This is a genomic window from Salipiger sp. IMCC34102 (assembly GCF_004145405.1).
Classification (GTDB): Bacteria; Pseudomonadota; Alphaproteobacteria; order Rhodobacterales; family Rhodobacteraceae; genus Loktanella.
Map to the genome: position 1 here is coordinate 1 of NZ_SELQ01000012.1, position 26,686 is coordinate 26,686.

At 66.9% G+C, this 26,686-nt stretch carries 21 protein-coding genes and 1 pseudogene; 10 read left to right on the forward strand and 12 right to left on the reverse strand.

What is annotated here, in order from left to right; genetic code table 11:
* Positions 1 to 275: response regulator transcription factor (locus EU805_RS16215; protein WP_129765032.1), on the forward strand; the 275-nt coding region annotated here is incomplete at its 5' end.
* A gap of 285 nt (positions 276 to 560) precedes the next feature.
* The gene (locus EU805_RS16220; protein WP_129765033.1) at positions 561 to 2,555 is read left to right on the forward strand and encodes an MDR family MFS transporter; all 1,995 of its coding nucleotides are present in this window, start codon (positions 561 to 563) and stop codon (positions 2,553 to 2,555) included.
* Between the two features lie 76 nt (positions 2,556 to 2,631).
* Here the strand turns inward: EU805_RS16220 and EU805_RS16225 are convergent, their stop codons facing one another.
* From EU805_RS16225 to EU805_RS16250, 6 genes are all read right to left on the reverse strand, one after another.
* Positions 2,632 to 4,683 carry a glycosyltransferase gene (locus EU805_RS16225; RefSeq protein WP_129765034.1) on the reverse strand — a complete coding sequence of 684 codons (2,052 nt, stop codon included), beginning with the start codon at positions 4,681 to 4,683 and terminating at the stop codon, positions 2,632 to 2,634.
* 1 nt (position 4,684) lies between these two features.
* Complete coding sequence (locus tag EU805_RS16230; protein WP_165352002.1) at positions 4,685 to 5,974, reverse strand: HlyD family efflux transporter periplasmic adaptor subunit; 1,290 nt, start codon at positions 5,972 to 5,974, stop codon at positions 4,685 to 4,687.
* A 264-nt stretch (positions 5,975 to 6,238) separates the two neighbouring features.
* A complete protein-coding gene (locus EU805_RS16235) occupies positions 6,239 to 7,135 on the reverse strand; it encodes a DMT family transporter (protein WP_242494205.1) in 897 nt (298 codons plus the stop codon).
* A gap of 52 nt (positions 7,136 to 7,187) precedes the next feature.
* The gene (locus tag EU805_RS16240; RefSeq protein ID WP_129765036.1) at positions 7,188 to 7,952 is read right to left on the reverse strand and encodes an ABC transporter ATP-binding protein; all 765 of its coding nucleotides are present in this window, start codon (positions 7,950 to 7,952) and stop codon (positions 7,188 to 7,190) included.
* Positions 7,949 to 8,986, reverse strand: coding sequence for an iron ABC transporter permease (locus EU805_RS16245; RefSeq protein ID WP_129765076.1), 1,038 nt, complete (start codon positions 8,984 to 8,986; stop codon positions 7,949 to 7,951). Before EU805_RS16245 ends, EU805_RS16240 begins: the two co-directional genes overlap by 4 nt.
* On the reverse strand, positions 8,986 to 9,993 hold the full coding sequence (locus EU805_RS16250; RefSeq protein ID WP_129765037.1) for an ABC transporter substrate-binding protein: 1,008 nt from the start codon (positions 9,991 to 9,993) through the stop codon (positions 8,986 to 8,988). Before EU805_RS16250 ends, EU805_RS16245 begins: the two co-directional genes overlap by 1 nt.
* Before the next feature lie 222 nt (positions 9,994 to 10,215).
* On the opposite strand from EU805_RS16250, the gene EU805_RS16255 reads away from it, so the two are divergent.
* Together EU805_RS16255 and EU805_RS16260 are read left to right on the forward strand one after the other, a co-directional pair.
* Positions 10,216 to 10,611 (forward strand): hypothetical protein, encoded by a 396-nt coding sequence (locus EU805_RS16255; protein WP_129765038.1) that lies wholly within the window; start codon positions 10,216 to 10,218, stop codon positions 10,609 to 10,611.
* 46 nt (positions 10,612 to 10,657) lie between these two features.
* A complete protein-coding gene (locus EU805_RS16260) occupies positions 10,658 to 11,128 on the forward strand; it encodes a Dps family protein (RefSeq protein WP_129765039.1) in 471 nt (156 codons plus the stop codon).
* A gap of 23 nt (positions 11,129 to 11,151) precedes the next feature.
* Here EU805_RS16260 and EU805_RS17530 read toward each other — a convergent pair whose 3' ends face one another.
* Positions 11,152 to 11,442, reverse strand: a complete 291-nt coding sequence (locus EU805_RS17530; RefSeq protein WP_165352001.1) for a hypothetical protein — start codon at positions 11,440 to 11,442, stop codon at positions 11,152 to 11,154.
* On the opposite strand from EU805_RS17530, the pseudogene EU805_RS16265 reads away from it, so the two are divergent.
* The 6 genes and pseudogenes from EU805_RS16265 to EU805_RS17860 all read left to right on the forward strand — a co-directional run.
* Positions 11,374 to 11,520, forward strand: a pseudogene (locus EU805_RS16265) (transposase); the annotation flags it as partial. The gene EU805_RS17530 and the pseudogene EU805_RS16265 sit on opposite strands and share 69 nt — an antisense overlap.
* A gap of 341 nt (positions 11,521 to 11,861) precedes the next feature.
* On the forward strand, positions 11,862 to 12,857 hold the full coding sequence (locus EU805_RS16270) for a TAXI family TRAP transporter solute-binding subunit (protein WP_129765040.1): 996 nt from the start codon (positions 11,862 to 11,864) through the stop codon (positions 12,855 to 12,857).
* A 68-nt stretch (positions 12,858 to 12,925) separates the two neighbouring features.
* Positions 12,926 to 15,148, forward strand: a complete 2,223-nt coding sequence (locus EU805_RS16275; RefSeq protein ID WP_129765041.1) for a TRAP transporter permease — start codon at positions 12,926 to 12,928, stop codon at positions 15,146 to 15,148.
* 179 nt (positions 15,149 to 15,327) lie between these two features.
* Entirely contained in the window at positions 15,328 to 17,232 is a 1,905-nt protein-coding gene (locus tag EU805_RS16280; RefSeq protein ID WP_129765042.1) for an ATP-binding protein, read from the forward strand.
* The gene (locus tag EU805_RS16285) at positions 17,229 to 18,563 is read left to right on the forward strand and encodes a sigma-54 dependent transcriptional regulator (RefSeq protein ID WP_129765043.1); all 1,335 of its coding nucleotides are present in this window, start codon (positions 17,229 to 17,231) and stop codon (positions 18,561 to 18,563) included. Before EU805_RS16280 ends, EU805_RS16285 begins: the two co-directional genes overlap by 4 nt.
* Before the next feature lie 97 nt (positions 18,564 to 18,660).
* Positions 18,661 to 18,789 (forward strand): hypothetical protein, encoded by a 129-nt coding sequence (locus tag EU805_RS17860; RefSeq protein WP_255465915.1) that lies wholly within the window; start codon positions 18,661 to 18,663, stop codon positions 18,787 to 18,789.
* Between the two features lie 54 nt (positions 18,790 to 18,843).
* On the opposite strand, the gene cysG is transcribed toward EU805_RS17860, so the two are convergent.
* From cysG to nirB, 5 genes are read right to left on the reverse strand one after another with little or no spacing between them, the layout of a single operon-like run.
* Positions 18,844 to 20,274, reverse strand: a complete 1,431-nt coding sequence (gene cysG / locus EU805_RS16290) for a siroheme synthase CysG (RefSeq protein ID WP_129765044.1) — start codon at positions 20,272 to 20,274, stop codon at positions 18,844 to 18,846.
* A 13-nt stretch (positions 20,275 to 20,287) separates the two neighbouring features.
* On the reverse strand, positions 20,288 to 21,259 hold the full coding sequence (locus EU805_RS16295; RefSeq protein WP_129765045.1) for a glycosyl transferase family protein: 972 nt from the start codon (positions 21,257 to 21,259) through the stop codon (positions 20,288 to 20,290).
* Positions 21,256 to 23,922: a nitrate reductase gene (locus EU805_RS16300; protein WP_129765046.1), complete on the reverse strand. Its 2,667-nt coding sequence runs from the start codon at positions 23,920 to 23,922 to the stop codon at positions 21,256 to 21,258. Before EU805_RS16300 ends, EU805_RS16295 begins: the two co-directional genes overlap by 4 nt.
* Positions 23,922 to 24,254 (reverse strand): nitrite reductase small subunit NirD, encoded by a 333-nt coding sequence (gene nirD, locus EU805_RS16305; protein ID WP_129765047.1) that lies wholly within the window; start codon positions 24,252 to 24,254, stop codon positions 23,922 to 23,924. Before nirD ends, EU805_RS16300 begins: the two co-directional genes overlap by 1 nt.
* A complete protein-coding gene (nirB, locus tag EU805_RS16310; protein WP_207208128.1) occupies positions 24,251 to 26,683 on the reverse strand; it encodes a nitrite reductase large subunit NirB in 2,433 nt (810 codons plus the stop codon). Before nirB ends, nirD begins: the two co-directional genes overlap by 4 nt.
* Positions 26,684 to 26,686: the final 3 nt, after the last annotated feature.

Below are 26,686 nucleotides of genomic sequence, written 5' to 3' on the forward strand. Positions count from 1 at the left end.
TGCGCTTCATGGCCATGGGAGAGCAATACGCCCCCATCGACTTCATGACCGCCCCCGAGGACACCCCCGCCAACCCGCTGGCCGAGAAGCTCACCCCCCGCGAACTGCAGGTCCTCAAGGGCCTCACTGAAGGCAAGTCCAACAAGGAAATCGCCCGAGACCTCGACATCACCGAGCCCACCGTCAAGCTCCACGTCAAGACCCTCTACCGAAAGGTCGGCGCCGCAAACCGAACCCAAGCCGCCATCATCGCAAGAGAAGCAGGACTCTATTGAGTTGACCCGATCCACCCGGCGGGCCCCGCCGGCGCGCCGTCGCCTGGACGGCGCGCGTCATGCCGCAAGGGCCCCGCAACGGATGCGCCCACGACCGCGCGAACGGCGGCAAGGGCAATGCGGGGCCGTCCCCGTCGTCAAGCCCCGTGTCCCCGGGCCGCGCTGAGATCTCCTGCCTGACGGTCTCCTCTCGCGGAGCGGCACCGGATCGCGCGAAAGCCGCCTTGCCGTGGCGGCTGCCGCGTTAGGTTCCTCTTCGCCACCGCACCGCGTAAGAGAACCGTCATGAGCGATCCCACCTTCGAGAGTCCCCCCGTCCAGGACGTCCGCGTCGTCATCGGAGCCTTGATGCTGGTCATGCTGCTGTCGTCGCTGTCGCAGACGATCGTGTCGACCGCGCTGCCGACCATCGTGGGGGAACTCGGCGGGGTGCAGTATCTGGCCTGGATCGTCACCGCCTACATGCTCGCGATGACGGTGGTGACGCCGATCTTCGGCAAGCTGGGCGACATGCTGGGACGGAAATACGTGTTGCAGGCGGCGATCGTGCTGTTCCTGGCGGGATCGGCCTTGTGCGGCATCGCCCAGACGACGACGCACCTGATCGTGTTCCGGGCGATCCAGGGGCTGGGCGGCGGCGGTCTGATCGTCAGCACCATGGCGGCCGTCGGCGACGTGGTCAGCCCGCGCGAGAGGGGCCGCTACCAGGGGTATTTCGGCGCGGTCTTCGGCGTCTCCACCGTGACCGGCCCGCTGATCGGCGGCTACATCGTCGAGCATCTGAGCTGGCGCTGGATCTTCTACGTCAACCTGCCCATCGGGCTCGTGGGGCTTGCGGTGATCGCCTGGGCCTTCGCCCCGCCGCCCAAGCGCGCCCCGCGGCCGATGGACTGGACGGGGGCGACCCTGCTGGCCACGGGGCTGACCGCGCTGGTGCTGTCGACCAGCCTGGGCGGCAGCACGCTGCCCTGGACCTCTCCCGTCATCCTTGGCCTCGCCGCCTTGGCGGTCGTGGCGCTGGCGGCACTTGCCTGGGCCGAGACCCGCGCCGCCGAGCCGATTCTGCCGCCGGAGCTGTTTCGCAACCGGACGTTCCTTGTTTCCTCCGCCGTGGGGTTCATCGTCGGTCTCGCGATGTTCGCGGCGGTGACCTACATGCCGGTCTACCTGCAGATCGTTCAGGGGATCAGCCCGTCGCGCGCGGGACTGGCGCTGACACCGCTGATGGGCGGGCTGTTCCTGACCTCCATCGTGGCAGGCCGGATCATTACCCGCGTCGGCCGCTACCGGGCCTTTCCGATCGCGGGCACGGCCTTGATGGCCGTGGGGCTGGGGCTGATGTCGATGCTGGGGCCGGAAACCTCGCTGTGGCTGGCGCTCGGCGCGATGGCGGTGCTGGGTCTTGGCCTGGGCCTGGTGATGCAGGTGCTCGTGCTGGCGGTGCAGAACGCGGTCGACTACCGCAACCTGGGCGTCGCGACCTCCGGTGCGACGCTGTTTCGTTCCATCGGCGGCGCGCTCGGCGTCTCCGGCGCGGGCGCGATCTTCTCGGCGGGGCTGGCGCCGCGGCTGACGGCCGCCTTGCCCGAAGGCGCGCCGGTGGAGACGACGCCGGTGGCGATCAACGCCCTGCCGGAAGCGATCCAGGCGCTCTACCACGCCGCCTACGCGGCCGCGTTGCATCCCGTCTTCGTGGCCGCCACGTCCCTTGCGGTGCTGGCCTTCGCCCTGTCCTGGGCGATGGAGGAGATCCCGCTGCGCGAAACCGTCGGCTCGGCCCCCGCCGCCCCGGACCTTGCAGACAGCTTCGCGATGCCCCGCAACGCAAGCTCGCTCGAGGAACTGCGCCGCATCGTGGCCATCGCCGCAAGCGAGACGAACCGGCGGGAGGCGTTGCGCCGGATCCTTTCGACCCTCGACGTGGAACTCACGCCCGAGGAGGCCTGGATCCTGCTGCGCATCGCCCGCGCCGACGAGAATGTGGCGCTCGACCGTCTGGACGGCGCGGCCTTGTCGGAGGCGCGCCCGGTGGCCGAAGATCTGCTGACGCGCGGCCTACTGCGGCGCGATTCCGCGCGGGCCTACTGCACCACGCCGGAGGGGCGCGCGCTGTTCGAGCGGATGACGGAGCGCTACCGCACGCGGCTCGCCGAGCTGGTGGCGCGCTGGAACCCCGAAAATCACGCGGAGGTCCGCAACATGCTGACCGAGTTCGCCCGCGAGTTGGTCGAGACGATGCCCAACGGGACGGCCACGCGCGCGACCTCGGCGCCCGCGTGATGGGCGCCCGAACGCATCGGCCTTGATGACCGTGCGCCCGATCCTGCGGTCGGGCTTTGCAGGATCGCGCGACGTGTCACCCCGCGGTCCGGGTGGTGATCCAGGCAGGCGGTGCGACGGCTGTCGCCGCGCGGAGCGTGCCGCGACGGGTCTTCTGGCTGCGGAAGATCCGCGCCACGATCGCGACCGTCACGGCAAAGGCGCCTGCGGGGCGGGTCGAGTTGTCGATCCCTTCCGAGAACAGCATGAGGATCAGCCGGTCGCGGCGGTCCTCGTCGAGACCATGGAAAGAGACCTCGATCTCGTCTTCGTCGCGACTTTCGACGAAGGCCGCAACGGGACCGAGGCCGGGCACGTCGAGCTGCAGCCAGCGGACGTTGTGGCCCACGTCGGGCGCACTTTCGATCCGCAGACCCGCGCCGGAGACGGACAGCCAGTCGAGCTGCGCGTCGAGCCGCTGGCCGGGTCGCGTGTGAAACGTGCAGGGCTGCTCCACGGGGAAGCGTTCATCCCCGGTCTCGGCCGGCGTGGCCACCGCGACCACCTGGACCACCGACAGGATGAGCATGGTGACGACCCCCCAGAAGGTGAGCAGCGGCATCTGGTCGGCGGACAGCACGATCCGCGTGCTGAAGTCGGCATTCACCACGAAGCCCAGCGCCGTGACGATGATGAGCATCAAGGGCGCGTAGATCATGAGCCGGTCGACGCCCTGCGCCTGCGCCGCCTTGCCCTTCGGCGTGACCTTGAACGCGTGACCGTGCGGGCGGATCAGCGTCGCGATGACGGTCGGCAGGATCCGCGGGGCCTGCAACGTGGCCAGGACGGTCGACGCGAGGGGAAAGAAGCCCTTCGAGTCGAGCATAACCAGCGCCCAAGGAACGGCGATCAGCGTCGGCACTTGGTATTCGAGCAGCTCGTGGATGGGCGTCTGCGGCAGCGGCGACCATCCCGTCCAGAGACAGATCGCCGGCGTGAGGAACGAGGCGATCATCATGATCGGCTGGATGATCCAGTGCAGCGGCAGGAAGAGGAAACGGTGATACCAGCTGAGGTTCGGCCCGAAAGGACCGTCGCGCAGATAGAGGATCTGGATGGCGCCGCGGGCCCAGCGCGCGCGCTGGACATACATCGCCGACAGCGATTCCGGTGCCAGCCCGACGGCCAGGCGTTCGTTGAGATAACGGGTGATGTAGCCCTTGCGCAGCATCACGAGGGTCAGGAGCATGTCCTCCGTGATCGACTCGGTGGGCAGCGCGCCGCCGACGGCCTCGATCGCGGTGCGCCGCGTGACGGAATTCGATCCGCAGCAAAAGGCCGCGTCCCAGCCGTCGCGCCCTTCCATGATCGACCCGAAGAAGATCCGCTGGTCGTCGGGCAAGGCCTTGCGCAGGTTCAGGTTGGTCTGCATCGGATCGGCGTTGTAGAAGTTGTGCGGAATCTGGACGATGCCGACCTTCGGGTCCTCGAAGAGGCCCATCGCGCGGTAGAGGAAATTCCGGTGCGGGACGAAATCCGCGTCGAGCACCATGAAGTAGTCGCCGTCCGTCCGGGCGATGGCCGCGTTGATGTTCCCGGCTTTCGCATGGGCATTGCCCTCGCGCGCGAAGTAGTCTGCCCCCTTGCGTGCGCAGTAGTCCTTCAGCCAGCCTCGCGCGCCGTCGTCCAGGACGCAGACCCGCAACCGATCCCGCGGCCAGTCGAGTGCCAGCGCGCCGAGGATCGTCTTTTCGAGCACGTCGAGGTCTTCATTGTAGGTGGCGATGAAGACGTCGACGGTGGGCAGGTCAGCGGCGGCTGTCGCCCGCAGGCGGGCTTCGCCCTCGTCGGCCAGGGCGGAATTGTTGCGGCGGCGGCCCTGGTTCGTGAAGAGCAGGATCGTGTCGACCCAGATGACCATCTCGATCACGAAGAGGGTCAAGGCGAACAGCGTCTCGCCCAATCCCGAGGACGGACCCGGCAGCGTCGCCGTCACGCGCCAGTGGAGATAGCGGGCGAGCAAGGCTGCAAGCGCGGCGAGCAGGGTCCAGATCGCCCCCCTGCGGGCGGTCGGTCCCGCCAGCCAGGCGCGCGGAATGAGCATGCCGATCGCCAGGACCAGCGCCACGGGAACCAGGTGCGAGGCCATCTTAGTTGACGGCCGTATCGGTGTTGGAAGCTTCGAGTTCCGCGGTCATCACCGGCGCGAACCCGGCCAGCTTGCGCAGGGAGGCGAAGGCGTTCGACAGGGCCGAGATCGACTTCATCGTGAAGTGCACTTCGGCGGCCCGACCGACGTCGCAGAACGACCGTCCCACGTCCGGGTCCGTCAGATCCACCGGACCGATGCCCACGATCACGCGCAGACCGTCCGGCGTCTCGATCCGGGGGCGCGCGGCTTCCATCTGGCGGTTCGGTCGCGCGCCGCTGCCGTAGACGGCAAAGACCGTCCCTTCCGAGCGCGCCTTGTCGCCTTTGAGCTGGACCGAGACGCTGTCGCCCGGGGTGATGCTTTCGATGTAGGACGCCCCGATCATCACCTCGAGGAACCGGCGCGAGCAATCGAGCACCTGCGCGATCTGCTCCCCTTCCCCGACGTTGGTGCCGACTTGTCCGGAGGTTTCCCAGATGATGCCGCCGTGGGACGATTTCGGCGCGAAGGTATCGTTCCGGGCCTTTTCCACTTCGAGGCCCGAAATCTCGGTCTGGAGCGCTGCCCGGCTGGTCTGCAAGGTCAGCAGGCGGGTGTAGAGGTCCGCATCCCGCAAGGCAATCTCGTCCAGCCGGGAGTTGATCTGGTCGAGGGTGCTGGACCCAAGATCGACGGTGTCCTCGGCCTCCAGGAAATCGCGTTCGACCTGCAGCCGACGGCGCACCGCGATCTCGCGGTCGAGACCGGCCCTCGCCGCGGCAAGATCGGCTTCCGCCGCGGATACGTCGCGTTGCGTGACGTTGCCCGTGCCCTGCAAGCGGTTCAGGCGGTCTGCGACATCCTCGGCCTGCGTGACCGCGGCCCGGGCGGCCGCGATGTTGGCGTCGGCCTCGTCGAGCCTGTGGTCGAACCAGTCGATCCGCGCCGCGATCCAACCGGTGCGCCGGGCGCGCAGGTCTTCCTCGACCGCCTCGAGCCGGCGACGCTGGCTCGAGATGCCGGAAATCTCGCCCGAGGTGCGCGCGACTTCGCTGCGCAGGGCCCGCAGGTGCGCGCTTTCGCTTCTGAGATCCCGGACCACCGCGATCGTGTCGCCCGGCTCGAGAACCGATGAGGCCCATTCGCTGGCGGTCACGATCGTTCCGTCGAAGGGAGAGTAGACGGACACCAGGGGGGCGTTGACGACCGCGGCAGAAGAGACGTGATTGGTCAGGCGCGGTGCGATCGCCGTCCCGGCGGCGCCGAGCAGGACGATGGCGGCGGGGATACGTAGGACGGAGGCGCGCATCTTATTGCCCCCCGCGGTTTGCATGATGCGGTGTGTGCGCGTCGGATGGGTAGACCGCGTATTTCACCGAAAAGATCTGATGCATGTGAACCAGCCCCGTTTAACTGCAACCTCTTACAAACATTAATAATTCGTAAAAAAGAGGCGTAATTTGGGCGTTTATAGCTTTTACGGAAATTCTATGTTCCGGTCCTGGGAACGGTGAGGAAGCGGCACTGCGGCACCGTCACGGCGGCGGTCACACGCCACCGCAGTTCCAGCGTATCAAGAGGTCGAGGCCGTCGCGCGGTCTTGCGCGGGCGCCCGTGCAGCGGATGCGACGAAGGCCCCCGCCAGGATCAGCGGTGCGGCCAGCAGGAACGCCCAGCCGGGAATTTCGGCGAAAATGAGGACGCCGATCACCACCGCCCAGAGAATCGACAGATATTCGAACGGGGCTAGGGCCGCGGCATCCGCATGGCTGAACGACAGCGTCATGAGGATATGGGCCACGCCGCCCGACAGGCCGGTGCCGACCAGCAGCCAGATCGCAGCCTGCCCCGGCCAGACCCACCCCCAGGGAAGCGTCGCCAGTCCCGCAAGTGCCGAGACGACCGCGAACCAGAACGCGATCGCCCCGGCCCCCTCTCCCATCCGCGTGAGCCTGCGGACCTGGATCAGCGCGCCGGCCGTGAGGACGGCCGTCACCAGTCCAAGGGCCACGCCGATGCCAGCGGTCTGAGGCAGCGTGCCCGTCAGTGCGGGCACACAGAACGCGATGCCGCCCGCCAGCCCCAGTGCCACGCCACCGACCCGGCGTGCGGTCAGGTGCTCCTTCAGCAGCGCCCAGCCCAGTAGCGCCAGGATCACCGGCGCGAGGTAGGACAGCATCGTCGCTTCGGCCAGGGGCAGCAGGCGGATCGTGGCAAAGGAGGTGAACATCGCAAGCGCGCCCATCAGGCAGCGCAGGACGTGGCCGACCGGGTTGCGGGTCGCCAGCCCCCGGGGCCACTCCCCGCGCCACCAAAGGAAACCCACCAGCGGCAGCAGCGCGAAGGCGGACCGGAAGAAGACGACCTGCCCCAGCGGCACGGCGTCGCCCAACGCCTTGACGAAAGCCGCCATGACGGCAAAGGCCAGCGTCGAGGCGACCCGAAGTGCTATGCCCAGGCGCTCGTTCACGCAGGCTTCCGCGTCGCACCAAAGGCCGTGCGCGCGCTTGGGTCGCTTGATCTCATTCGACCCGGTACCGGATGTGGGGACGGTCCGCGTCCTCCGAGGCGCTCACCTGCGCCGAGACGCGGAACACGTCGCGCAGCAGCGTCTGGGTCAGGACCTCGGTCGGGGTTCCGCAGGCGCGGACGGCCCCGGCCTCCAGCACGACGATCCGGTCGCAGAACATGGCGGCAAGGTTAAGGTCGTGCAGGGCGATCACGCTGGTGAGGTCGAGGTCGCGCACCATGCGCAGGATCTCGATCTGGTGGTGGATGTCGAGGTGGTTGGTCGGCTCGTCGAGGAACATGACCTGCGGCGTCTGCGCCAGGGCCCGCGCGATATGCACGCGCTGCCGCTCGCCCCCGGACAGCGTCTGCCAAGGTTGCGCCCGGCGCGAGGTCATGTCGACACGCATGAGCGCCGAGGCGACGGCGGCCTCGTCGGTTTCGGACCAGCCGGCCAGCGCGGAGCGATGCGGCATCCGGCCCAGGCGCACCACGTCGTGGACGGTGATGTTGGTGTCCGTCGCGGCACTTTGCTGCACGAAGGCCACCTGCCGCGACAGGGCCTTGCGCGACACCTGCGCGATGTCCTGCCCGTTGATCCGGACCCCGCCGGACTGCGGGCGCTTGAGCCCGGCGAGCAGGCGCAGCAGCGACGACTTGCCCGATCCGTTCGGACCGATCAGGCCCAGCGTCTCGCCCGGGGCCACCGAGAGGGACACGTCGCGCACGATGGGCTTGCGCCGCACTCCCCATTCCAGGCTCTCGGCCACCACACTCATGATTGCGGCCTTGCCCGGTAGAGGATGATCGCGAAGAACGGCACACCGACCAGCGCCGTGACGACCCCGATTGGCACCGTCTGCTGCGTCGCCACCACGCGGGAGACGATATCCGCGATCACCATGAAGACCGCGCCCACCACGGCGCAGGCCGGCAGAAGGCGCAGGTGCAAGGGCCCCACGACGTAGCGCGCCGCATGCGGCACCACCAACCCCACGAAGCCGATGGCCCCCACCATGCTGACGATGGTCGCGGTCAGAAGGGCAGTGACGCCGAACAGGATCAGGCGGACCCGGCCCACCGGCACGCCCAGGGCGGCGGCATCCTCGTCCCCGAAGGCGAAGGCGTCGAGCGCGCGGCCCATCCAGATGCAGACGGCAAAACTTACGATCACGACCGCCAGAAGAAGCTGGAAGTCCGGCCAGCGCACACCGCCGAAGCTGCCCAGCAGCCAGAACATCACGTCGCGCGCCTGCTGCGCGTTGCCGGAGGTCGTGACGATATAAGACGTCAGCGCATTGAAAAGCTGCGAGGCCGCGACCCCTGCGAGGATCGTGTGATTGGGCCCGCTCGTCGCGCCGTTCGACAGGAGCGCCACGAGCGCGAAGGCCGCGAAGGCCCCCGCAAAGGCGCCCAACGACAGCGACAGGCTGCCCGCCCCGATACCCAGGACGATCACGCAGACCGCCCCCGTCGACGCCCCCGCAGAGACGCCCAGCACGAAAGGCTCGGCCAGCGCGTTGCGCAAAAGCGCCTGCAGGATCGCCCCGCAGAGCGCCAGCCCCGCCCCGGCCAGGGCCGCCACCAGCGCGCGGCTCAGGCGCAGGTTCCAGATCACGCTTTGCTCGATCGGCGCGATTTCGGCCCCGGTCAGGCCAAGCTCGTTGGTGACCGACAGGAAGACGGTGCCGAGGCCGATGTTGTAATCGCCGATCGCCGTCGCGGTGGCGACGGCGAAGACGAGCACGATGACTGTCAGGGCAAGAAAGGCGGCGAGGCCCTTCGGCCCGCCGCCCGCATCGTCGGACGCCATCACGGCAGGTCGAGCGCCTTCATCTGCTCGGCCACCTGTTCCGCCCCGTAGAGCGTGCGGATGCTGGGGTTCATCGCGGCCCCGCTCATGGTGACGATCCGGCCCTGCTGGACGGCTTCCATCTGGCTGACGGTCGGATCACTCTCGAGGAACTCGATCTTGTTTTCCGCGGTATCCAGGTCCCAGCGGTTGCGGTCGACCTGGGCTGCCACGAAGATGGTCGGATCGGCGGCCATGATGCCTTCCCAGCCGACGGCCGGCCAGTCCGCATCCGTGGTGATCGCATTCGACCCGCCGAGGATGTCCGCGATGTACCCCGAGGGTCCGTTTCCGCCACCCAGATAGGCGTCATCGGCGGGCGACGGGCTGGAGAACCAGAACAGGAACGTCCTGTCCTCGGTGTCCGAGAACTCCTCGCGCAGGGCCGCCTCGCGCGCCTTGAAATCCGCGATGAGCGCGTCGCCCCGATCGGTCACGTCGAAGATCCGCGCAAGATCGTCGATCTCCTGGTAAAGCAGGTCCATGCTCCACAGGGCGTCGCGCGAGCCGTAGGCGTCGCCGGAGTCCATCGTCGTCGCGCAGGCGCTCGGCGACAGGTAGCTCGGGATGCCGAGCGTTTCGAAATCCGTCCGCTGCGCGACCTTGCTGTCGGGGCCCATCAGCGTCGTCAGCATGGCGGCCACGAAATCGGGCTGCGTCGACAGGACCGATTCAAGCGTCGGGAATTCGACGGTCAGCAACTGGACGCCGTCGTTGGCCTCTTCCAGTTCGGGAAGGACGGAGTTCGGCCAGAAGGCCGTCGCCGCCATGCGGTCCTCGAGCCCCAGCAGCAGCATGATCTCGGCGCTGTTCTGACCGAGGGCAACGGCGTTCTGAGGGGCTTCGTCGAAGGTTATGGACTGCCCACAGTTCTCGATCGTGAGCGGGTAGCTCGTCTCGGCGTGGAGGATGGTTCCGGAGGCGGCAAGGGCGATGCTCGCGATGGCCGGGGCGGTCTTGAAGGTCATGGCGCTACTCTCATTTCCGAGTGATTCAGTCGGAAATCCTCTAGAATCGGCATCCGCGACGATCAAGAGCGATTCTGTCGCGAACACGGCGTCGTTCCTGAAAGCTCGCAGGCTGGGAAAATGCCACGGGTCGGTCATGTCGAGACACCGGTCAGATACCCCTTTTCAAGGCGCATGATTCCAGACTATATTTGTCGGAAATAACCCGGATATGGAGGCGAGATGGCCGTCCCCCTTCTCAAAGCCGACGACGCCCCGCAAGCGGAACCCCCGCTGCTTGGCCTTGTCCGCATGTCCGCGCTCGATTGCCGGGCCGCGGCACGGGCCGAGGCCACGGCCTGTGCCGCCATCGATCCGGCGGCCCGTCCCGACGTGCTGGCCACGCAACTGGTGAAGATGCTGCCGCAGTTCCTGAAGCGTCGGCCCGTCCTTTGGCGTCCCGGGACCCGCGGCATGTCCTTCGACGAAGCCTGGCTTCTCGCGCTCGACCGCGCCGTGCGGCGCGGCGACCGGGACAGCGAGCGTTTCCTTCTGTCCAGCCGGATCGATGCCGCCTCGCTTCATTCCGCAAGGACGCTGGTTCGGGGGTTGATCCGCCGGACGCAAACCACGATCTGAAGACAAACACCCGGTCAGCCGACCGACCACAACAAAGGACCCCATCATGGCCGAAACCGCATCCGATCTCAGCCCCGACGCCACCGCCGAAATCGCGACCGCCCTGAACCAAAGCGTCGCCGAGACCGTGGTCGCGACCATGCTTGCCCAGAACTTCCACTGGAACGTGACCGGCATGGCCTTCGGCCCGCTGCACGAGCTTTTCCAGGCGATCTACGAGGATCACTTCACGGGCCAGGACGATCTGGCGGAACGCATCCGCGCCATCGGTGAGATCGCGGAAGGCAAGCTGGCCACGCATCTCGAACGCTCCAAGGTCACCGAAGGCGACGAGCAGGCCTCCGACAAGGAGATGATCCGTCACCTTGCCGAAGCGCAGGAAACGATCGGCGCCACCCTCGCCGGCCTGTCGGAGATCGCAGCCCGCCACGGTGATATCCGCACCGAGGACCTGGCCATCGAACGCGGCCGCATCCACGACAAGTTTGCCTGGATGCTGCGCGCGCACCTGAAGTAAACACTCAGACGGCCCGGCGCACATCACGCCGGGCCGTTTTCTTCGGTCAGGTGGCGCGGACCGAAGATGAGTTGGCGCAAACCTGTCACGCCGACCTGACAGTGCACAGCGGCTTTCGGTACGAATTCGGCAAGGCCTGCAAAACGGCCCTTGTTCGTTGGGTGGCGATCCGTTCCTGCGTCAGGCTCAGGACCCATTGTCTGAATCGAAGGGCAAGGTTCATCGCACGAAAACAGAGCGGTGATATGCTTGGCCTCTTCTGGCTGAACGATGCGCAGATGGCGCGCCTTGAGCCCTTCTTTCCGAAGTCCCATGGCAAGCCGCGCGTTGATGGTCGGCGCGTGTTGAGTGGGATCATCTTCCTAAATCGTAACGGCTTGCGGTGGCGCGATGTGAGCTACCCCCGAAATTCGGACACTGACATAAGCTATGGTTTGCAGTCTGCTGATCTTCGGTGAGAAAGAGGTCGAAGATGTCGAGACGCAGGCAGCATGCCCCTGCGTTCAAACCGAAGGTGGCGCTGGAAGCGGGGAGCCGTTCAGCCTGTCACTGTAAAATTTCCTACACACCCAAGTTCTGATTTTGGGTGAGGACCGAAACACGGCACCGTAAAATCTTTTAAAAACCGCTCCGGCGAGCATTGCGTGTTTTGCATGGCGGGTATTCCCGAGGTTAATCGCGATCCGATGGCGGCGTGCATTCTGCCCGCCCCGTCGAAATCGGAGGAGTTAAGATGAATACGCATGTTTCGATCTTTGCCGGCTGCGCGCTTGCACTGACCATCGCCGTCCCGGCCGGAGCGCAGGAGGCCGACCGTTCGGATTGGCCGTCGAGCTTCACGGTCGGCACCGCAAGCCAGGGTGGCACCTATTTCGCCTATGGCTCCGGCTGGGCCAACCTCGTGGGCGAGGAACTGGGCATCTCCGGCGGTGCGGAAGTCACCGGTGGCCCGATGCAGAACATGGCGCTGGTGCATACCGGCGATCTGGCCTTTGGCATGACCACGCTTGGTCCGGCGCGCGAAAGCATGGACGGGGCGAACCCGATCGCGCCGGGGCTGGAGATGACCAATGCCTGCGCGATGTTCCCGATGTATCAGACGCCCTTTTCGGTGACGGCGCTGTCATCATCGGGCATCACGAGCGTGTCGGACATTCCCGATGGGGCACGGATCGGCTTCGGACCGGCTGGATCCACCTCGGACACCTACTTTCCGCGCATGATGGATACACTGGGCGTGAACTACGACCGCCGCAACGGTGGCTGGTCCGACCTGGGCGGCCAGCTGCAGGACGGGCTGCTCGACGTGATCGCCTTCGCCGCAGGCATTCCGGTTCCAGCCGTCAGCCAGCTCGAGGTGCAGACCGACGTGAACATCATCGAGTTCACCGAGGAAGAGCAGCAGCAGCTTCTGGACGCCTTCCCGGTGTCCCAGTTCGAGATCCCGGCCGATACCTACTCCACGCTTACCGACCCCGCCCGGTCGGTTTCGATGTGGAACTTCGCGGTCGCCAACTGCGACCTGCCGGCGAGCTTCGTGAAGGCGGTCGTCGACGTGGTGATGTCGGATAACGAGCGGATGGTCAGCATTCACCGGGCCGCGGGGTCCACCCTGCCGGAGAACGCATCCCGGAACACGGTCCTGCCCTGGCACCCCGGTGCGGCAGAGTGGTTCGCAGAGAACTCCGACGTCGAGATCTCCGACGACATGATCTACAGCGCGAACTGATCCGCGCGGCATGAATGTCGGGCCCCGGGCGACCGGGGCCCGCATCTTGGTTTTCGGGAGGGGACGGCATGGCGCGCAGCGACATGGAAGACGACATCATCATAGCGGAAGGCGTTGACGAGGATATCGCGGAGGGCAACCGGCGCATCTTTACCGATTGGCGCTACATGGTCGTCGCCTGGGCCGCCGGGCTCTATGCCGCGTTCCATATGGCGGCGCTGACGGGTCTGTCGATCTCGTCCGCGACCGGCATCGACATTCCCTTCCTGCCCCAGTTCCCGATGGAGACCTGGAATTTCCGCATCGTCCACGTGGCGGGTGCGCTGATCCTGGGCTTTCTGTTCTACGCGCCCAACGCATTTCCCGAAGACCCCCGCGGCGAGACACCGATGCTGGGCTACCTTGGCCTGGCACTCGGCATCCCCGCGATCCTGTCTCTGGTGGTGGCGATCTGGTTCGCGCTCCAGATCAACTCGGGCGTGATGTGGAACGGCATGGACGCGACCATCCGCTTCCGTGAAGTCTGGCTTTTCGGCATCCCGCTGTGCGTTGCTAGCTTCGGGGCCATCGCGTTGAGCTGGTTTCACCGTCGGGTGCGATCGGGCTTCGCAATCCCCGACCTGGTGATGTGCATCTGTTCGGTCGCGGTCGCGGTCTATCTCATCACAATCTACGCGACGCTCATGCGCAACTCGACCGGCACGCCCTTTGCGCCCATCGGCATCTCTCTGGCTGCCGTTGCGGGCAGCGCGCTGATCCTCGAGATGACGCGCCGCGTGGCGGGTCTGGCGCTGGTGGTGATTTCGGCGGTCTTCCTCGCCTATGTCTTCACCGGGCAGTATCTGCCCGGCTTCCTGAACTCGCCCCCCATCGGATGGGAGCGGTTCTTCAGCCAGCTTTACACGGACGCCGGAATTCTCGGGCCGACGACGGCGGTGTCGTCGACCTACATCATCCTGTTCATCATCTTCGCGGCCTTCCTGCAGGCCTCCAAGGTTGGCGATTACTTCGTGAACTTCGCCTTCGCCCTGGCGGGACGTGCGCGCGGCGGTCCGGCGAAGGTGGCGATCTTTGCGAGCGGATTGATGGGCATGATCAACGGCACCTCGGCGGGCAACGTGGTGGCGACGGGTTCGCTCACGATTCCGCTGATGAAGAAAGTCGGCTACAAGCCCAAGACTGCCGGAGCGATCGAGGCCGCGGCCTCCACCGGCGGGCAGATCGTGCCGCCGATCATGGGTGCAGGTGCCTTCATCATGGCCGAGATCACCGGCATCCCCTACACCGAGATCGCCTTCGCCGCCGTGATCCCCGCGATCCTTTACTTTGTGTCCGTCTACTTCATGGTCGACTTCGAGGCGGCCAAGCTGGGCATGAAGGGCATGACCAAGGACGAGATCCCGGTTCTGTCGAAACTGATCCGCAAGATCTTCCTCTTCATTCCCATCGTGATCCTGATCATCGCGCTCTTCGTGGGCTATTCGGTGATCCGCGCGGGCGTCTACGCCACGGTGGCGGCGGTCGTCGTCAGCTGGCTGACCGAGCACAGGATGGGTCCCAGGCGTATCGCCAAGGCCTTCGAGATGGGCGGGATCATGTCGATCCAGATCATCGCGGTCTGCGCCTGCGCGGGCATCATCGTGGGCGTCATCAGCCTGACGGGGGTGGGCGCGCGGTTCTCTTCGGTCCTGTTGGGACTGGCTTCGGCCTCGCAGCTGCTGGCCTTGTTCTTCGCCATGTGCATCTCGATCCTGCTGGGCATGGGGATGCCGACGACGGCGGCTTATGCGGTGGCGGCCTCGGTCGTGGCTCCGGGCCTCATTCAGCTCGGGATCGGACCGCTGACGGCGCATTTCTTCGTGTTCTACTTCGCGGTGCTCTCGGCGATCACGCCGCCCGTGGCGCTCGCCAGCTATGCGGCTGCCGGAATCTCCGGGTCGAACCCGATGGAGACGTCGATGGCCTCGTTCAAGATCGGCATCGCCGCCTTCGTCGTGCCCTTCATGTTCTTCTACAACCAGGCCCTCCTGATGGACGGCACCACGCTCGAGATCATCCGGGCCGCGGTGACGGCGATCATCGGTGTCTTCCTGCTTTCGGGCGGGGTGCAGGGTTGGTTTGTTGGTCGAGCGGTCGGCTGGATCACCCGGGCGGCGCTGGTCTTCGCGGCGCTTGCGCTGATCGAGGGGGGCCTGCTGAGCGATCTGGCGGGCCTTGCACTGGTGGCCTTTGCCTACGCCAGTGCCCGGTTCACGGGCCCCGGCGACGGAAGCAAGGCGCAAGCTGCCTGAGCCGTCGTGCCTCGGGACACGAAGGCGCGCGACGCCAGCTTCACAAGGTCGGCGTTCGCCGTTCCGAGGTGCTCTCGGATGCCGCGCGGCCTGCGGGTCCAAGGGTTGCGCGGCCCGTCCATTGCGCATGGGGCGATTCCATTCGACACTGCAGGGATGGCACAGCCCGGTAACAAGCGATGACTGAGGAAACGGCCACCGGGGCCTTCAGCCCGAAGGCAGGCAGCGCCCGGTCCGAAGGCCTTGCGCACAGGCATACGAAGCTGGCGCGACAGCGCGGGCCAGCCGCCTGGCGCACCTTCACCGTCATTGCGGGAATCGCGGCGGCCTTGGGCCTTCTTGCGCTGATGTTCCTCCTTGGGGTCTTCCGGGACCAGGCAACGGAGCGGGCCCGCGTCGCGACGACCGGCATGGCCGAGATGGTGGACGGCTGGTTTTCGCACTATGCGCCGTTGCCCGATCTGCTGGCCCGGGATCCGCGCGTGATTTCCGCGCTGTCGAACGAAATCGCGTCCGCAGATCTGGGCTGGCTGAACCGGGAACTGGCCGTCTGGAAAGACGCCACGCTGACCTCCGACATCTATCTCATGGCGACCGACGGGACCACCGTGGCGGCGTCCAACGCCGGGACAGAGGTCAGCTTCGTTGGACAGAACTTCTCTTTCCGGCCCTATTTTCAGCAGGCGATGAAAGGCGAGACCGGGCGCCTCTTTGCCCTTGGCACGACATCTGGCCTGCGCGGCTACTATCTGTCTGCGCCGGTGCGGGATGACGGAAGGATCGTCGGCGTCGCCGTGATCAAGATCTCCATCGATGGGCTCGAACTGGCCATGGGCAACGTGCCGTACGGCGCTTTTGTCACCGACGAGACCGGCGTTGTCATCATCTCGAACATCGAGGCGCTGCGGCTGTCTTCCCTCGGTGCCCTTTCACCCCAGGACCGCGCGGAGATCACCCGGACCCGCCGCTTCGATCTCGACCGCGTGGAACCTGCGACGATCACGTCTACGGGAAGCTGGGGCCCCGAAAGACCTCTGGTGCGGGCCCCCGCGAAGGAGGACGGCCAGGACCGTACCTACCTGCACCTTACAGAGCCGCTGACTCAAAACCCTTGGACGCTGCACCTGCTCTACGACGCGGCGGCGGCGAGGGCGGCGGCACTGACCTGGAGCCTGGTTGCATTCTCCACCGGGCTGGCGACGCTTGCCATGACTGCCCTCGCGCTCGGGCGCAGGCGACGACTGATCGAACGGCTGAGCGAGCGCGAACGCACGGCGCGCGAGCTGGAGCGTCGCGTTGCAGTGCGGACCGCGGCGCTCGAGACCGAGGTGAAGGAACGCCGCACGGCCGAGACGACCCTTCGCCAGACCCAGCACGAACTCGTTCAGGCAGGCAAGCTCGCGGCTCTCGGGCAGATGTCGGCCGCGCTGAGCCACGAGTTCAACCAGCCGCTGACGGCGATCCGGACCTACGTCGAAAACGCCGTCGCCTTCCAGCAGGCCGGCAAGCAGGAGCGCGCGAGCGACAACCTCGAGCGGGTCCTGCGGTTGACCGAGCGGATGGCGCAATTGTCGAAGCATCTCAACCGGTTCGCCCGGAAGTCGGACAACGATCTGCACGAGATCGAGATCGACAACGTGATCGACGAAGCGCTCGCCCTTCTGTCCGGCCGGGTCCAGCGCTCCGAAACCGAGGTTGCCCGCGAGGGAGAGCGGGGCATCGTCGTCCTGGGCGGCGCGGTGCGGCTTCAGCACGTGGCGATGAACCTGATCGGCAACGCGATCGACGCCGTGCCGGATGATCGCACACCGTGTATCACCATCCGCACAACCGCGGACGAAGATCGCGCGCAGCTCATCGTCGAAGACAACGGCACGGGGATTCCCGATGATCTTGCGGACCGGATCTTCGACCCTTTCTTCACCACCAAGGAGGTCGGGCGCGGCCTGGGGCTGGGCCTGTCGATCTGCTACAATATCGTCCACGACTTCGGTGGCACCATGGCGGCCGAAACCCGCGGCGAGGGCGGTGCGCGGGTAACCGTCACGCTGCGCCTGGCCAAGCCGAAAGGGTTCCCTTCGTGAGCGATCCCGATGTCATTTTGGTGGACGACGACGAGGACATCCGGCTTTCGCTCGGCCAGACGCTGGAACTGGCCGGGCACGACGTTCTCGCTTTCGCCCGCGCGGACCGGGCGGTCGAGCGGATCGGTCCGGATTTCGCCGGTCTCGTCGTGTCCGACATCAAGATGCCCGGGATGGACGGGTTGCAGTTCCTGGACGCGGTTCTGGAGCTCGACATGACGATCCCCGTCGTCATGATCACCGGCCATGGCGATGTGCCCCTCGCCGTCGAGGCGCTTCGGAAGGGCGCCTTCGATTTCATCGAAAAACCTTTTGCCAAGGACCGGTTGCTCAGTGCCGTCGAGCGCGGTCTTGCGCACCGCCGGATGATTCTCGAACTGCGTGAACTGCGCGAGACGACGCCGCAGGCCGGCCCACTCGAAGGTCTGATCCTGGGACAATCCCCTCCGATCGTCGAGCTGCGCCGCAAGGTCGAGACGATCGCACAGAGCGATATCGACGTCTTGATCGTCGGCGAGACCGGGACCGGCAAGGATCATGTCGCGCGTGCGATCCACCGCCTGGGCGAACAGCGGCAAGGGGGACCTTTCGTCACGATCAATCTGAATGCGCTGCCGGAAGCGCAGATCGAGACGGAGCTCTTCGGATATGTCTCCGGTGCCTTCCCCGGCGCGGCGCGGTCGCGCATCGGACGGCTCGAACATGGCCGCGGCGGCACGATCTTCCTCGACGAGATCGGATCGGTGCCCCCGCCGCTGCAGGCCAAGCTTTTGCGCGTCATCGAAGACCGTGCGGTCGTGCCATTGGGCGCATCGGACCCCGTGCCGCTGGACGCGCGCTTCATCGCCTCCAGTCGCGCGCCGCTGGAGCCGCTCGTCGCCAGCGGTGATTTCAGGGACGATCTGCTCTACCGAATCGCGCCGGTGACGATCCGCCTGCCTGCACTGTCGGATCGGCCCGAAGATCTGCCGCGGCTGTTCCAGAGGTTCGTGTCCGACGCCGCCCGGCGGTTCAAGAAAACCGAACCCGCGATTACGCCTGCGCAGCTTATCAGACTGGGCGATCGGACCTGGGGCGGCAACATGAGAGAGTTGCGCAGCGCGGCGGAACTCTTCGTCCTGGGGCTGGAGAACGACGGACTGGCCGAGACGGCAAGCGGCCAGTCGCTTCCCGAGCGCATGGACCGGATCGAGCGCGATATCATCGCGGCCACGTTGGCGGCACAGAATGGAAGCGTGAAGAAGACCTACGAGGCCCTCGGTCTGTCGCGCAAGACGCTCTACGACAAAATGCAAAAGTACGGCCTGCGCCGCGAGAGGTTTTCCAACTGATCGCAAGAAAGTCAGATGCTCGGAGCTGCCTCCTGAATATCGGACCTGAGATCAACGAATTGCAGTCTGCCGATCTTCGACGACAAGGGATTCAGAGATGTCCGAACGCAAGCAGCACGCACCTGAATTCATCGCGAAGGTCGCGCTGCAAGCCCTGAAAGGTGAAGAGTCGGCGGCCCGGCTGGCGAGCCGGTTCAGGGTGCATCTGACCATGATTTATCAATGAGGTTGAAGGGATCTCGCGGGGGGCAGGTCGTTCACTGCGTCGACTTTGGCCGTGTCACGCCGTCGTGGATATATGTTTCCCTGCCGTTCCAACGGGGATTTGATCGACGGAAGACCAGGGGCTGACCTCTTGAGACAGTGCGAATGTGACGAGGATCATGGCGCACCCGACGATACCCGAGGCGGCAATACTTCGGGTCATCTCAGACAGGGTCGTATTCAAGATGAGCTCTTGCGATTTGGACGCATCGGCGATCACGTCGACGGGGGCGTCCGGGGGGATGCCGCGGTCCAGCAGACGGTTTGCGATGTCCCCCGCCGCCGCGACGCCCATGTAGATCGCCAAGGTCGTTCCGGGTTGGACATGGCGTTCCAGATCGGGAAGCGCGCCATCGGCCTGGGACCGCGCGGTTGCCAGAACCACGGTATCGGTCTCTCCCCGGACCGTCAGAGGACGCTGGATGCGGGATGCGGCGGCGCAGGCGGCGGTGACGCCGGGTACGATTTCTGTCTCGATCCCGGCAGCCCGGGCAGCGCGCAACTCTTCGTCGAGCCGTCCGAAGATGCCGGGATCGCCGGATTTCAGGCGCACGACACGGCGACCCTTGCGGGCCTCGGCCACCACGGCGGCGTCGATCCGGTGCTGCGGCCAGACGTGGGCGCCGACGACCTTGCCGACGAAGACGCGCTCCGCGTCGCGGCGGGCCAGTTCCAGCACGTCCGGATCCACCAGGCGATCATAGAACACGACGTCCGCCTCTTGCAGGCGCTGGACCGCACGCAGGGTCAACAGGTCGCGCGCGCCGGGACCCGCGCCGACATAGGCGACCGAGCCTGCGGAGAGCGTCCCGGGCGCGCCGCCAGCCGCGATGGCATCCTTGATCTGGTGGGCGGCGTCCCGTTCGGCGCCCCGAGTCCAAGCGTCGCGCGGGGCGTCGGCAAAGACCCAGCGCCAGAAGGCGCGGCGGTCGTCTCGCGGGACCCGGCCCGCGACGCTGGCGCGCAGACGACCGGCGAGGGCGGCAAGTCCGCCAAGGTTGGGCACCAGCATCTGCTCGATCTGGGTCTTGATCTGCCGTCCCAGAACGGGTGCAGTGCCTTCGGTGCCGATAGCCACCACCACCGGGTCGCGGTCCACGATGGAGGGCGTGGTCAGATCGCACAGATCGGGTCGGTCGACGACGTTCACCGGGCAGCGGGCCGCCGTCACCAGCGCGTGGATCGACGCATCGAGGCCCGGACACCCCGTCGCGACGAAGGCCATCGCGGCCCCTTCGAACAGGGCAGAAGTGACGGCGCCGTCCACCTGCTCGACGCGTCCGGTTCTGACCAGTTCGGCCAGTTCCGGTTCCAGCGCCGGGGCGATCAGGGTGATCCGCGCGTCCGTTTTGAGGATTAGCCGCGCCTTCTGGGCGGCCTGCTCGCCACCGCCGACGATCAGGACCCGGCGGCCGGTGGTGCGGATGAACATCGGAAAGCTTTTCACGGGCAGGCTCCTGTCAGGCGGCGAGGGCGCGGTTGCGGGACTGCCACAGGTCCCGGGCGACAACCTCAGGATCGGCGATCCCGACGGTGTCGAGCGCGAGGGCGGCGGTGGACAGCACGATGGCCTCCGCAAAGGGATCCTGGATCTGGCCGGACCAGACCTGCCGCAGCACGGCAGGATCGCGGGGGCCGTCGGACAGGCGTCGGCGGTCGTCGGTGATCTGCCCGGTCAGGCCGGTCCAGCTGGTCCCGTCGCGCAGGCCGAAGGTCTCGATGGTCTTGGCCGGGTGATGCTCGAACTCTCCGCCGCCGCCTTTCAGGACGGTCAGGCGGTCAAGACCCAGACGCGCGCCCGCATCGGCCTGCAGCTCTCGGTAGGTGGGGTGAAAGACGCCCTGGACGGCGGCGGGGGCCCGTCCGGGGTTCAGCATCCGGCAGACGGTGTTGACGCAGGACCGCAGGCCGAGGGTATCGCGCAAGGACAGCAGCGCCATCAGCGGGGGCGACAGGATTTCCAGCGGCAGATAGGCGATGCCGTCGCGGGCCAACGCGGCGCCTGCGTCGGCCATGCTGTCGGAGGGCCGCAGGCCGATGACCGGAAGCGCCGCGCGCAGCGATGCGCCGTCGGCTTGATGGCTGTTCCAGCCATGCAGCAGCACCGGGACGCCCGCGTCCGCCACAAGGCGGGCCGCCAGCAAAAACCACGGCAGACCGCGCGTGCGCCCGGCGGCGTAGCTGGGCCAGTCGAGCGCGGGGCGCGCGCCGGTCCAGCCAGGCAATGCGCCTTGGGCCGCGGCGGCGAACCCGGCGATCTCGTCCGCGGTTTCGCCCTTCATGCGCAGCAGCATCAGGATCGCACCGACCGCTTCGGGGGCGGCCTCCGGCGCCAGCATCGCCGTCATCGCCTCCGACGCTTCTTCCTGGGTGAAACCGCGCGCACGGCCTTGCCCCGGGGCCAGGATGCGGACGAAGGGGGCGAGCGTCATTGCGCCGCCTCGTTCACGCGGGCGCTGGTCAGAAGCGTCGCGATCTCGGACCGGCACGAGCCGCAGTTGGTTCCGGCGGACAAAGCCGCGCCGACGGCCTCTACCGTCATCAGCCCATCGCTTTCGATCGCCGACAGGATGGTGTTCACTCCCACGCCAAAGCACGAGCACAAGGTCGGGCCGGGATCGGGTCGGCCCAGCGGGGCGCGGCCCGACAGCACGTCCTCGTCGGGAAGGCCCGCAAGGTAGTCGCGCATGACGCCCACCGGCTGCGGGCTGACGAAGAGAGCGGCGACCAGCTTGCCCCCCTCTCTGAAAGCAAGGCGGGCGATGCCCCGTGCGGGGTCGGTCAGGACCTGCGCCTGCGCGGTTGGCAGATCGAACAATGCGCGGGCCTCGGCTTCCCAATCCTGCGACGCGGCGCGGCCCGCCAGTTCGGCCCGCCAGCCTGCGCCGCTGGGAGCCATGGCCCAGTAGGCGCTGGTCGGGGTCATGGGGCGCGAGGACACCGCGAACCCATACCACGCGGCGGCAAAGGCTCGGGCGGCGCAGACGCTGGCCTTGCTTTCGGGCTGGCCGGACACCGGATCGGTGGCACCTGCGACCACCGCGTCGATCCGGCCCGTGGGGGCCGTCTCTGCGGTCCAGTGCATCGGCGCAAAGAGCGTTCCGGGCTGCACCGCATCCGTGATCGTCGCGCGCAGAACGGCGTGGCCCTTGGGCGCGGTCAGCTCCACGAGCGTGTCAGGCGCGATCTGCAAGGCTGTGGCGTCGTCGGGATGAATTTCGACGAAGGGTTCGGCCAGATGGGCCGACAGGCGTGGGGTCAGGCCGGTGCGGGTCATCGTGTGCCAGTGGTCGCGGACGCGTCCCGTGTTCAGGCGGAACGGAAAACGCGGGGCCTGTCTGGCGGCGGGCGCGCGCCATCGAACCGGGATCATGCACATCCGCCCGCTGTCGTGGAAGGACCGACCGTCCGCAAAGAACCGACCGCCTCGCTTTGCCGCGATCGGCCAGCGCGTGGGGGTCATCTCGTCGTAGGCGCGGTTCGTCAGATCCGACAGCTCGGAGATGTCGAAATCGCGCCCCAAGGCGCCCGCGATACCAGAGAGGGCCGCGTGTTCGCGGAAGATTTCCGCAGGCTCGGTGTAGTCGAACGCGGTCGCAAACCCCATCTTCCGCGCGACCTGCGCGATGTGCCACCAGTCGGGGCGCGCGTCGCCGGGCGCGGGCAGCGCGGACCGCTGCCGGGAAATCGTGCGGTCCGAATTGGTGACGGTTCCGTCCTTTTCCGCCCAGGCGCTCGCGGGGAGCAGGACGTCGGCCAGTCGCGCGGTGTCGGTCCGGGCGGTGATGTCAGAGACGACGGTGAAGGGACAGGCGGCAATCGCGTCGCGCACGGCATCCGCCTCGGGCAGCGTGACGGCAGGGTTGGTGTGCATGATCCACAGCGCCTTGATCCGCCCGTCGGCCACCGCGCGGAACATATCGACCGCCTTCAGGCCGGGGGCGTCCGGGATCCGGGGCGCCTCCCAGAAATCGCGCACGGCCGTGCGGTGGGCCGGGTTCTCGATGTCCAGATGACAGGCGAGCGTGTTCGACAGGCCGCCGACCTCTCGTCCGCCCATGGCGTTGGGCTGGCCGGTGACGCTGAACGGGCCCATCCCGGGCTTGCCGATCCGCCCGGTGGCGATATGGCAGTTCAGGATCGCGTTGACCTTGTCGGTGCCGCTGGAGGATTGGTTGACGCCCTGGCTGAAGATCGTGACGACCCGCTCTGTCCGTATCCACAGCCGGAAGAAGGACGCCGCAAGGTCGGGGTCGAGCCCGGTCGGGCCAAGGTCCGAGGCCATGGCGCTCATGAGGCTCGCGTCGAAGCCATCAACCTGGGCCAAATAGCCCGCGTCGAGCGCGCCGCCTTCGTAGATCGCGGCCAGAAGACCGTTGAACAGCGCCACATCCGACCCGATGCGCAGCGGCAGATGCAGGTCCGCGCCGTCGCAGGTCGCGGTGCGACGGGGATCGATCACGACGGTCCGGGTGCCGCGCCTGGCCTTGGCGGCCAGAACGCGCTGGTGAAGGATCGGATGGCACCAGGCCAGATTGGAGCCGACGATGACGACAAGGTCCGCCTCGTCAAGATCCTCGTAGGTGCCCGGGACGGTGTCGGTGCCGAAGGCGCGCTTATGCCCCGCGACGGTGGACGCCATGCACAGGCGCGAATTGGTGTCGATGTTCGCGGTGCCGACGAAGCCTTTCATGAACTTGTTGGCGAGGTAGTAATCCTCGGTCAGCATCTGGCCAGAGGCGTAGAAGGCGACACTGTCCGGGCCGTGTTCTGCGATGGTCCGTTCGAAGCGGTGAGCCACGGTCTGCAGCGCGGTATCCCAGTCGGTGTCGTGGCCGTCCACGCGCGGAGCCAGCAGGCGGTTTTGCAACCCGGCCGTCTCGGCCAGCGCCGACCCCTTGGAGCAAAGCTTGCCCCGGTTGGCCGGGTGATCGGGGTCACCGGTGACGGTCAGCGCGCCGGTATCGTCCCGGTCCAGACGCACGCCGCAGCCGACGCCGCAATAGGGGCAGGTCGACCGGATGGGCGCGCAAGGGCGCGTACCGGCCCCCCGATCCGAAATCTGCCCGGCGCCGGTCTGAGCAGGCGCGGCCATTACGCGGCGGTCCGTTTGCCGATGGCCGCGCCGTCGATCAGGATGCGACCGCCTTCGATCCGGGTGGGATAGGTGGCGATCCGACCGTCGTCCGCGCCTTGCGCCTCGCCGGTTTCCAGCGACCAGACCCAGTTGTGCAGGGGGCAGGTCACGTGCCGGCCGTGGACGATCCCCTCGCTCAGTGGCCCGCCCTTGTGGGCGCAGGTGTTGGAGGTGGCAAAGACCTCTGCCGTTTCGGTGCGGAACAGAGCCACGCAGCCGGCCGGCGTCTTGACCACCCGCGCGCCGCGCAGGGGGATGTCGGTGACGGCGCCTACGTCGATCCAGCTCATTCTGCGGCCTCCAGTGTCAGGTCTGCGATGGGGGCGAAGGCGCGGGCCTTCTCGCGCACGGCCAGTTCGGCCCAGGGGTCGGTCTGATAGATCGTCTGGCTAAGGTCGAAGCGGTCGACCAAGGCCTTACGCTCTGCGGCGTCGGTCAGCGTCTGCTGCACCCAGTCGAGACCCACCTTCGACAGCCACTTGTAGGGCCGGTCCAGATACTTGGCGTGCTCCCGGTAAAGCTGGACGAAGGCGACGGTCCATTCCACCGCCTCGTCCTCGGTCGCGACCTTCACCAGCGGTTCGACCTCTTTCACGTCCATGCCCGCCGCGCCGCCCACGCCGATCTCGAACCCGGACTCCACGCAGACGATGCCGACATCCTTGCAGGTCGCCTCGGCGCAGTTGCGCGGGCAGCCGGAGACGGCCAGTTTCACCTTGTGCGGCGTCCAGGACCCCCAAAGGCGCTTTTCCAGACGGATGCCCAGACCGGTGCTGTCCTGCGTGCCAAAGCGGCAGTGGTCCGTTCCAACGCAGGTCTTCACCGTGCGCAGGCCCTTGGAATAAGCGTGGCCAGAGACGAGACCCGCGGCGTTCAGGTCCGCCCACATGGCGGGCAGGTCCTCGCCCTTCACGCCGAGCAGGTCGATGCGCTGGCCTCCGGTGACCTTGACCGTGGGCACGTCGTATTTGTCGGCGGCATCCGCGATGGCGCGCAACTCGTCCGCCGTGGTGATGCCACCCCACATGCGCGGGACGACGCTGAAGGTGCCGTCCTTCTGAATGTTGGCATGCTTGCGTTCGTTGACGAAGCGGCTTTGCGGGTCGTCCTGATACTCCAGCGGCCAGTCGGCCAGCAGGTAGAAATTCACTGCCGGGCGGCAGATATGGCAGCCGTTGGGGGTGGACCAGCCCAGTTCCTGCCAGACGGCGGGCTGGGATTTCAACGCCTGCGATTTGATCAGGCGGCGCACGTCCTCGTGGCTAAGGTCGGTGCAGCCGCAGACGGGTTGTGCGGCGGGCATCTGAAACGCGTCGCCCAGCGTGGCAGCCAGCACCTGTTCCACCAGCCCGGTGCAGGTGCCGCAGGACGCGCTGGCCTTGGTGGTCGCGCGGACGGCCCCCAGATCCGTCGCACCCCCGTCGATGGCGGCAACGATCTGACCCTTGCATACGCCGTTGCAGCCGCAGATTTCTGCGTCAGCCGGCAAGGCTGCAACGGCGGCCAAAGGGTCCACGGCGGCCCCCCCCTGATAAGCGGGACCAAAGATCAGCGTCTCTCGCATTTCCGCGATATCGGTGCCGTCCTTGATGAGGCCGAAGAACCAGTTGGCATCCGCCGTGTCGCCGTACATCACCGCGCCGACAAGCTGGTCGTCCTCGATCACCAGACGCTTGTAGATGCCGCGCGCGGGGTCGCGGAAGACCACATCCTCGCGCCCCGGACCTTCGGCGAAATCGCCTGCGCTGAACAGATCGCAGCCGGTGACCTTCAACTTGGTGGACAGCTGCTTGGGCGCAAAGACCGCGTCCTGCCCCAGCAGCGTCGCCGCCAGCACCTTGGCCTGATCGTAAAGCGGGGCGACAAGCCCGAATAGCTGGCCCGCGAATTCGATGCACTCGCCCACGGCGAAGATGTCCGGGTCGGAGGTGCGCATCTGGGCGTCGACCTCGATCGCCTTGTTGACGATCAGGCCGTTGTCCTTTGCAAGCCGGGCGGCGGGGCGGATGCCGACGGCCATGACCACCAGATCGGCGGGCAGGACAGTGCCGTCCTGCAGTTCGACCGCCTCCACGCAGGTCTCTCCCCGAATGCACTTGGTAGAGGCCTCGGTCATCACGGTGATCCCGCGGCGTTCCAGATCGGCGCGCAACAGGTAGCCCGCCGCCGGGTCCAACTGGCGTTCCATGAGATGGCCCGCCAAGTGCAGCACGGTCACGTCGAGGCCTCTCATCCGCAGGCCCGCCGCGGCCTCCAGCCCCAGAAGGCCGCCACCGATGACCACGGCGCGCTGGCCGGGGGCGGTGTCGATCATGCGGTTGGTGTCATCCAGATCGCGATAGGCGATGACGCCGTCCAGATCGTGACCGTCGCAGGGAATGATGAACGGGTCCGATCCGGTGGCAATGACCAGCTTGTCGTAGGCCACTTCGCCCTGCGCGCCGACGACCATTTTGCGGTCGCGGTCGATCCGCTCGACCCGCTCGCCAAAGCGGCAGGTGACGTTGTTCTGCGCGTACCACGCGTCGTCGTGGGTGACGATCTCGGCGTAGCTTTTTTCGCCCGAAAGCACCGGCGAGAGCATGATGCGGTTGTAGTTGCCGCGCGGTTCCGCGTTGAACAGCGTGACGTCGTAGGCGGTGGGATCGGCCTCGAACAAATGCTCCAACAAGCGGCCAGAGGCCATGCCGGCACCGATGACGACAAGTTTTTCCATCATATG